8 protein-coding genes and 1 other RNA gene are annotated in these 8,373 nt (G+C 61.4%); 1 reads left to right on the top strand and 8 read right to left on the bottom strand.

Translation table 11 applies throughout. From position 1 onward, the window contains the following. Window positions 1–99: 99 nt before the first annotated feature. From recR to ffs, 5 genes are all read right to left on the bottom strand, one after another. Entirely contained in the window at window positions 100–699 is a 600-nt protein-coding gene (gene recR, locus ACN0SD_RS20475) for a recombination mediator RecR (protein WP_417810026.1), read from the bottom strand. Between the two features lie 16 nt (window positions 700–715). Next, window positions 716–1,060: a YbaB/EbfC family nucleoid-associated protein gene (locus ACN0SD_RS20480; RefSeq protein WP_417810027.1), complete on the bottom strand. Its 345-nt coding sequence runs from the start codon at window positions 1,058–1,060 to the stop codon at window positions 716–718. A gap of 69 nt (window positions 1,061–1,129) precedes the next feature. Then, a complete protein-coding gene (locus tag ACN0SD_RS20485) occupies window positions 1,130–2,866 on the bottom strand; it encodes a DNA polymerase III subunit gamma/tau (RefSeq protein ID WP_417810028.1) in 1,737 nt (578 codons plus the stop codon). Window positions 2,867–2,929: 63 nt separating this feature from the next. After that, window positions 2,930–3,841, bottom strand: a complete 912-nt coding sequence (locus ACN0SD_RS20490) for an MBL fold metallo-hydrolase (protein ID WP_417810029.1) — start codon at window positions 3,839–3,841, stop codon at window positions 2,930–2,932. Between the two features lie 73 nt (window positions 3,842–3,914). Continuing rightward, window positions 3,915–4,011, bottom strand: an RNA gene (ffs, locus tag ACN0SD_RS20495) — signal recognition particle sRNA small type. 119 nt (window positions 4,012–4,130) lie between these two features. Here ffs and ACN0SD_RS20500 point away from each other — a divergent pair. After that, complete coding sequence (locus ACN0SD_RS20500) at window positions 4,131–5,213, top strand: PQQ-dependent sugar dehydrogenase (RefSeq protein WP_417810030.1); 1,083 nt, start codon at window positions 4,131–4,133, stop codon at window positions 5,211–5,213. Window positions 5,214–5,302: 89 nt separating this feature from the next. Here ACN0SD_RS20500 and ACN0SD_RS20505 read toward each other — a convergent pair whose 3' ends face one another. The 3 genes from ACN0SD_RS20505 to ACN0SD_RS20515 all read right to left on the bottom strand — a co-directional run. Continuing rightward, window positions 5,303–6,391: a tyrosine-type recombinase/integrase gene (locus ACN0SD_RS20505; protein ID WP_417810031.1), complete on the bottom strand. Its 1,089-nt coding sequence runs from the start codon at window positions 6,389–6,391 to the stop codon at window positions 5,303–5,305. Beyond that, entirely contained in the window at window positions 6,280–6,654 is a 375-nt protein-coding gene (locus ACN0SD_RS20510) for a helix-turn-helix domain-containing protein (protein ID WP_417810032.1), read from the bottom strand. The genes ACN0SD_RS20505 and ACN0SD_RS20510 overlap by 112 nt, the downstream gene beginning before the upstream one ends. A gap of 294 nt (window positions 6,655–6,948) precedes the next feature. Next, a partial coding sequence (locus tag ACN0SD_RS20515; RefSeq protein ID WP_417810033.1) for an AAA family ATPase occupies window positions 6,949–8,373 on the bottom strand: 1,425 nt, incomplete at its 5' end.

Raw genomic sequence — 8,373 nt, forward strand, 5'->3', positions numbered from 1 at the left:
CCGTCCTCCTTTGTGGATCATCGCAGACCCACCTTGGCACATCGATGCCGTCGGAGGGCGGTTACATCATCAGCGCCTCTGTTTCAGGACGGGTGGCCATTAGAACGCTTTGCGTGCGCGCAACGCGGCTTGGATCGTGCCGTCATCAAGATAGTCCAGCTCGCCTCCGATTGGCACACCTTGTGCGAGACTGGTGACGGAAACTCCTAACGGCTCCAGCGCCTCGGCGATGTAATGGGCGGTGGTCTGGCCCTCGACCGTGGCGTTGAGCGCGAGGATAACTTCGCGGATGCCCTCGTCTTGAATGCGCGCGATCAGATCGGGGATGCGCAGTTCGTCAGGGCCGATGGCATCCAGCGCGCTCAGCGTGCCACCCAGCACATGGTAGCGCCCCTTGAAGGCGTGCCCGCGCTCCATCGCCCAGAGATCGGCGACATCCTCGATCACGCAGAGTTCCCCAATGGCGCGGCGCTCATCCTCGCAGATCGCGCAGACTGGCTGGCCCGAGATATTGCCACAGCGGGCACATTCGCGGGCATTGCGCGCGACATCGGCCATCACCTCGGCCAGCGGGGCCATCAACTGCGCGCGTTTGGAAATCAGGTGCAACACCGCCCGGCGCGCCGAGCGTGGCCCAAGGCCGGGCAGCCGCGCCATCAGCGCGATCAGCCCCTCGATGTCGTCGCGCCCCTGGCTCATGTCTAAAGCGCCGCGTTCAACCGGGAAGTTCCATATTCTCGGGCAAGCCCATTTCGCGCAGCAGGCGGCGTTGCTCATCACCTTCGCGTTCTTTGGCTTTGGCCTGCGTGTCTTTGACAGCGGCGAGGATCAGGTCTTCGACGATTTCCTTTTCTGAAGCTTGCAGGATCGAAGGGTCAATGGACAGCCCTGTCAGCTCGCCCTTGGCGGTGGCGCGCGCCTGCACCAGACCGCCGCCGGCCTCGCCGATGACGACGATGGAATTCAGCTCGGATTGCAGCTGCGCCATCTTTTCTTGCATTTCCTTGGCGGCCTTCATCATCTTGGCCATGTCGCCCATCGCGCCCAGTCCCTTGAACATCGCTTTCTCCTGTTAGCGTGGTTTTGTCACAGATACGCATGCGCGGGGCTGGCGACAAGGTCCGCGCGCTCAGCCATCCTCGAAGGGATCCCATTCGTCATCGACCTCGGGCAGCGCCTCGGTCGCGATTTCAGCGTCCAGCGCGGCGGCATCGGTGATTTCGTCAAATTTCGCCTGTGGAAAAGCGTCGAAAATCGCGGCGACCAGCGGGTTGTGCATCGCTTCGGCCTTGGCCTGATCCATCTGCGCGGCTTTCACCTCGGCGATGGTCTGTGCCCCGCCCTCGGACACGACTGAAACCCCCCAGCGCACGCCGGTCCAGCCTTGCAGCCGCGCCGAAAGCGTTGCCGCAAGATCGCGAGAGGCGCGTTCCGTGGGTTCAAACTCGATCCGGCCGGGGCGGTAATTCACAAGGCGCAGGTTGCTTTCGACCTCGAGCAGCAGCGTCATGTCGCGCATCCGTGCGATCAGCTCGACCACATCGTCAAAGCTGGCAAAGCGCGCCAGCGCGTCGGGAGTTTCGCTTGGAATTGCCTGTGCCACGGCCACCGCCCCGCCACCGCCCGCGCGCCGTGCCCGCAACGTCGCGCCATGCACCGGACCGGTCGAAGGCGCAGCGCCGCGCCCCGCCGCTTGCGTGCTGCCACCCGCGCCCTGCTGGATCTTGCGGATCAGCGTGTCGGGGTCGGGCAGATCGGACACATGCGTCATGCGGATGATCGCCATCTCGGTCGCCATCATCGTGTTGGGCGCGCCTGCGACTTCCTCGATGGATTTCAGCAACATCTGCCACAGCCGCGTCAGCACCCGCATCGGGATCGCGCCCGCCATTTCCTGTCCGCGCTTGCGCTCGTCTGGCGGCACGGTCGGGTCTTCGGCGGCTTCGGGCGTGACCTTGATCACCGACACCCAATGGGTGATTTCCGCCAAATCGCGCAGGATCGCCATCGGGTCAGCGCCATCGGCATATTGCGCGGAAAGTTCCGTCAGCGCCTCGGCAGCTTGACCGTGCAAAATCATGTCAAACAGATCGAGCACCCGACCGCGATCAGCCAGCCCCAACATCGCGCGCACCTGCTCGGCCGTTGTTTCGCCCGCGCCGTGCGCAATCGCCTGATCGAGCAAACTCATCGCGTCGCGCACGGACCCTTCGGCCGCGCGCGTGATCAGTGCCAGCGCATCCTGCGCTATCTCGGCACTCTCTAGCGCGGCGATTTTGCGTAGGTGGTCGATCATCACCTCGGGTTCGATCCGGCGCAGATCAAAGCGCTGGCAACGTGACAGAACCGTCACGGGAACCTTGCGAATTTCAGTCGTCGCAAAGATGAATTTCACATGCGCGGGCGGTTCTTCGAGCGTCTTTAGAAGCGCGTTGAATGCGCTGGTTGACAGCATGTGAACTTCGTCGATGATATAGACTTTGTAGCGCGCTGAGGCCGCGCGGTAATGCACCGACTCGATGATTTCACGAATATCGCCAACCCCGGTGCGCGAGGCAGCGTCCATCTCCATCACATCGACATGACGCCCCTCGGCGATGGCGATGCAATGCTCGCATTCGCCGCAGGGCTCGGTCGTGGGCGTGCCGTTGCCATCGGGGCCGATGCAGTTCAGCCCCTTGGCGATGATGCGCGCGGTGGTGGTTTTGCCGGTGCCGCGAATCCCCGTCATGATAAACGCCTGCGCGATCCTGTCGGCGGCAAACGCGTTTTTCAACGTGCGCACCATCGGTTCCTGACCGATTAGATCGGCAAAGGTCGCGGGGCGGTATTTGCGCGCGAGGACTTGGTATTGCGTTTCGCTCATCGGGGCTCCGGCCTGTGGTTTGGCGGCTAGATTAGGCTCCCGTGCGCACAAGGTCCACCCAGCTCATTCCCATTCCATCTGCGAAAACACGGCCTGCGCGTTGCGTTTGGCCAGCATGTCGAAATCTTGCAGATAACTGAAGGCTGATTGGTCCACCTCGACCGAGCCGATAATCTCGCCGCCGCCCTCGATATAGGTGGCCATCTGCGTGCGCAGATTGCTTAGGTAGTCGTAAGTGTCATGGCGCGCGGTGGCCAGATCGGTCGCGGGGCCATGGCCGGGAACCGCCACCTTGGGATTATGGGCGGCCATATCGTCAAAGGCGGCGATCCAGCCCTTGGACGAGGACATATCCAGCACGCCCAGAATACGCCCGACAAAGACGATATCGCCGGTGAACATCACCGATTGCGCGGGCAGCCAGACATAGCTGTCGCCCGGCGTATGGGCGGGGCCGGGATGGGTGATCTCGATCTCGCGCCCGCCAAGGGTTAGCGTGTACTGATCGCCAAAGGGGATATCGGCATAGGCGGGCGTCGTGCCCGCCAGCGCATCCTTGCCCATCAGTGCGTCAAGCGCCGTCAATTCCATCGAGCCGCGGGCCTTTTGATCGGCCACCGCATCGTTGCTTGCGATCACCTGCGCGCCCTGCGCCTGCCAATAGCTGTTGCCCAGCCAGCGATGATCCTGCCCGCCGGTATTGATGACGTATTTCACCGGCTGATCGGTCAGCGTTTTGACGACCACATCCAGCGCCTGCGCGCCTTTGAACGAGGCTCCCGCATCGACCAGAACCGCGCCCGCATTGGTTACAATCAACCCGAACGTCGCATTGTTGCCAAGGTTCTCGGCGTCGCGCTGCCCGAACGGGCCTTGAATGGCATAGGTGTGGGGCGCCACTTCGGTGCTGTGCAGGGTTTGCGCCGCCAGCGGCAGCGGCAGCAGCGCTAGCAAGATCAGAACAAAACGCATCATATTACTCTCCCTTTGGCGCGAAACTATCCGCGCGCAGCCTTGGCTCGCAAGTGTCATGGTGAAGCAGGGAAAGGGTGAGAGGCTGGACAGCGACCCAAGCGGGGCTCGTTGCGGCTGCTTCCTTCCGGATCTGACCGGGTTGGCGAGGCGCTCGCCCGCGCCAACCTCTCGACGGCTGATATAGGGGCAGGCGCGCGGATTCGCAACCCGTTTGAGCAGTGTGAAATTTAGCGCTTTGGGGGTGGTTCACGACGCCGAGAGCCCCATCTTTAACCTTAGGAGGTGCCTTATGCGAACTTGTTTAACCGCCGTGATCCTTGCTCTTGGGCTTGGCCAGCCGCTGCTTGCGCAGAATGTGGGCGAAAAAAATGCCAGCCGCGATGCCCCCTTTGCGCTGCAAGCGGTGGCGCGCCTGCAAAACCCGTGGGCGATTGCGCCGCTGCCGGGGGGCGATGTGCTGGTGAGTGGCAAATCCGGGCGCATGTGGCGTGTGGGCCAGAGTGGCCTGAGCGAACTCAAAGGGCTGCCAAAGGTGCAATATAGCGGCCAGAACGGGATGCTGGATGTCGCCATCGCTCCCGATTTCGCGCAAACGCAGGCGGTCTATTTCACTTATGTCTCACCGCAGAACGCGCTGATACTGGCGCGCGGCACGCTGCGCGGTGATCGACTTGAAGGCATAAAGACGCTTTGGCAGCAAACACCGGGCGGGCGAGGGCAACCCGGTGGGATCATCGCCTTTGGCCCCGATGGAATGCTTTATCTCAGCGTCGGCGACCGGATGCAGCCTGACACCGCGCAAGATCCCGACAACCCGCGCGGCAAAATCCTGCGCCTCACGCGAGAGGGCAAAGCCGCGCCCGGCAATCCGCAGTATGACGCGGGCGGTGTGCGCGCGCAGACGTGGACCGAGGGCCATCGCAATGCCTATGGTCTCGCCTTCAGCCCCGACGGCACGCTTTGGGAGCATGAAATGGGCCCACGCGGCGGTGATGAGTTGAACGAAATCAAGCCTGGTCTCAATTACGGTTGGCCGCTGGTGTCAAACGGGCGGCACTATTCCGGCCTGCCGATCCCCGACCATGACACGCGCCCCGATCTGGCCGCGCCGAAACTTTGGTGGTCGCCAGTGATCGCCCCCGCGGGGTTGGCGATTTATGAGGGGCGCGATTTTCCGGCATGGCAAGGCGATCTGCTGATCGGGGGGCTCGCGGGGCAGGGGCTAGCTCTGGTTGCAGGCGATGGATCTGATCAACTGGCGCGCTGGGATCTGGGAATGCGCGTGCGCGATGTTGCCGTTGGGCCGCAAGGGCAGCTTTGGATCATCGAGGATGCCGATGAAGCCGCGCTTTATCGGCTGGTGCCGAAATAAGCAGGGCATATTTGCGCTGGAGCGGGTAGCGGGAATCGAACCCGCGCGTTCAGCTTGGGAAGCTGACAGGGCCTTATGTAACTCATTGATTAAATTGTATTTTTATTATGGCTTCGGGAGGGGCTTCGGGACTCTTTGCTATCGAGGGCAGAAAAACTCTCCAGCGCGCCGGCTAGATCGCTATCGATGACATGAGCGTAACGACTGGTTGTCGTGATTTCCGAATGTCCGAGAAGGCGGCTCACCAGCTTGATATTTTGCGTTTTGCGCAGCATCCGCGTTGCGAAGGTATGGCGCAGATCGTGGAAGTGGAAGTCTTCGATCTCTGCGGCACGGACAGCGGCGCGGAAATGCTCAAAGGCTGTCGAGTTTTGCAGGATCCGCCGCCGGGATTTCATCCGACGGTTCTGAACCTCGAAGGTGAAGACAAAGGATGCATGCTTGGGGTCGGTCGCGCGGGGCAGGGTAGAAAGCAGCGCTTTGTTTTCGCTGCTCATTGGGAAAGTCATTGACTTCGCAGATGTGCCGCTGTCGGTCTTCATTCTGAAAGTCATTCGGCCGGTATCGACGTCGATATCGCGCCAGCGTAGTTTGCAGATTGAGCCTTGTCGCGCACCGGTCATCAGCGCGAATTGAACGATCGGATGCAGGTCAGGTCGTAGATTCTCAAACAGCCGCTTCTGTTCAGCGAGCGTCAACTCCCGGACACGTTCCTTCGGTTCAGGCAGCTTCTTTGCTCCAAAATCAAGGGTTGCTAGTGTAGCTCCGTGAGTCTTCTCCATGTGCCGCAAGGCGCGGTCAAACGCCGCAAGTGTTCTGTTGATTGTCGCATTCGACACCTCAGAGCGCCTGGTCGACCGGAACCGCATCAGGTCTGCATCGGTCAGTTTGGACAAGGGAGTCGCGGGTTTGATGACCGCTAAGATCGAGCGAAACTGGCTCATCGTTGTCTTGGCGCTGGGCTGATGTGTGCTGACTTCCGAAAAATAGGTGCCGAGAGCTTCAGATAGCGTGAAATTACGTGTGACCTCCGGCGCGTTGCGCGCGGCAACCCGAGCCTCTGCCTCTACCGCCTTGGCTTCTTCGAAGTCTTCGGTATCGCAAGAGCCATAAAATCGACGACCCCGGATCTGGAAGTCGTAGTGCCAGTTGCGCGAATTTTTTGGTCGATAGGGCATTTGGGTTCGATCCTTTGGGTCTTCCGCGCCAGATAGTCAGCGATATCGTGGGCGTTGTAGCGAATTGAACCGCTAGTGAGTGTGATGAAGGGCAGCCCGGACGCACGCATGCGCCGTAGTGTCTTGGTTGAGATGTGCAGCGAGGCCGCAGCCTCTTGGGGGGTGAGCAGAGGTGGCAACTCAGACATGCGGCACGCCTTCCTGAACGGGGGAGGTCGAGTGTGTCGGGCGTGTGTGAGCGGGCTGGGCCATATTTGCATCATCCGGATTGTCCCCGTTTTTTTCTGGGGTTCTATCGATGCAATCAGTCTAAGCAGCTTTCATGTTTTTCGATCGGCGAATGTGGCATGCCTCATGCTGAATGATGTTGATAAGTATGGATAATTCCGGAATTTTCCTATTAGAGACTGCAAAATCCGGATGTCGTTCTAGAACGGTGTGAGCGCCCGTCACTACGTGCTTCAAAGTTTATCTTTCGGATGCACGCTCGAGCGGGAAAAATCCGGATTTTGTTACTCTCGTGTATTGGGTGATCGTGCCGGATCACGAGGCTAGCGCTACATTCTCTTCGCCTGCACCTGCAATTCGCCCTGCTTCGTTTTTGAGATCCACGCCCGCAAGTCTGCGATTTGCCCCGCATCCACCTCTCGGTGTTCGATCAGTGCCTGAGCAATCGTCTCAATGGCTTGGGGATGGTCGGCAACGATTTGAAGGGCGGCGGCGTTTGCTGTGTCGAGGAGGTCAGTGACGCGCAGGCGCAGGTGCTTGTGCATTGTCAGGTGATGCTCGGGGGCGACGGGCGTCCAGAGCAGATCGCCGCCGAAGAACGCGTGTCGAGTCACAGCATCGATCGCGATGCGGGTCGCGAGGGCGAGGTCGGATTGCTCCGTGCCGCCGGCTCCAATCGAAGCGTCACCGAATGTCGCCAGTTCAGCGGCCCGACCGGCCAGCCTGACGATCATCGCCGCGCGCAAGTCGGTCTCGGTAATTGCGGGTTGGATCGGCAGCTCCATCGTGCCGCCCGAGGGACCGATGGCGGCGCTCGTAGGAGGAAGGGAAAGCAGCTGAAAGGCTGCGAGCAGATGGCCGGCCTCGTGAACCGCCATGCGCTTGAGCAGACCGGGAGCCATCGCCGGAACGACCTCCTGCGCGGCGTCGATGAGATCGTCCGTTGCCACCGGGCGAGCGTGCTGCCGCGCAATCCCGAGGGCTGCACGCGCCACCCCGTCAACTGTCGCGCCGCTAGTCCCGATCAGTAAATCCGCTGCGGTGCCAAGATCTGGCGCGGATGGACCGAGCGCATCGCGCAGGATTGCCGAGATCCCGGCCCGATCCGGATAACGCATCCGCAGGTGCAGATCGAGGCGCCCCGCCCGTCGCAGCGCTGGATCGACATGCTCTGGATGGTTCGTCGCCGCCAGCACAATCACCCCCGGCACCTGCGCCAACCGTGTGAGATGCACCAGCATCGCGTTGACGACGTGGCGCTGATATTCGCTGTTGCGATGCTGGATCATGCGATCTGCGAAGCTGTCGATCTCATCGATAAAGAACACGCAGGGGGCCTTGGCGATGGCCTCACTAACAACGGTGTCGAGCGCTGCGAGCATCTGCCCGAGATGGCCCGCCTTTTGGCACTCCGCGTAGCTCGTGGATACGAGGGGCACGCAGGCTTGGGCCGCGAAGGCGCGCGCCAGCATCGTCTTGCCACAGCCCGTCGGCCCCGAGATCAGCGCGCTGGTGAGGAGATCGCACCAATCGGCCTTGCCGGCCTGCCAGTCCAAAAGCCCAGCCAAGAGGCGCTCGATTTGGGGTCGGATCGGCGTGAGCCCATGCACGCGATTGAGGCCGTCTTGGACCGAAACCCGTGACGCATCTACCAGCTCTTTGAGCCGATTGGCGGCCCCTAGCGCCGTTTGCTCTTGAAACGCCGGGCTAAGTAGCGGCCCTTCGAGACGGCGCAGATCTTCGTCGGTGGGCAG

Origin of the sequence: Thioclava sp. (genome assembly GCF_048263065.1) — a bacterium.
Taxonomy (GTDB): domain Bacteria; phylum Pseudomonadota; class Alphaproteobacteria; order Rhodobacterales; family Rhodobacteraceae; genus Thioclava.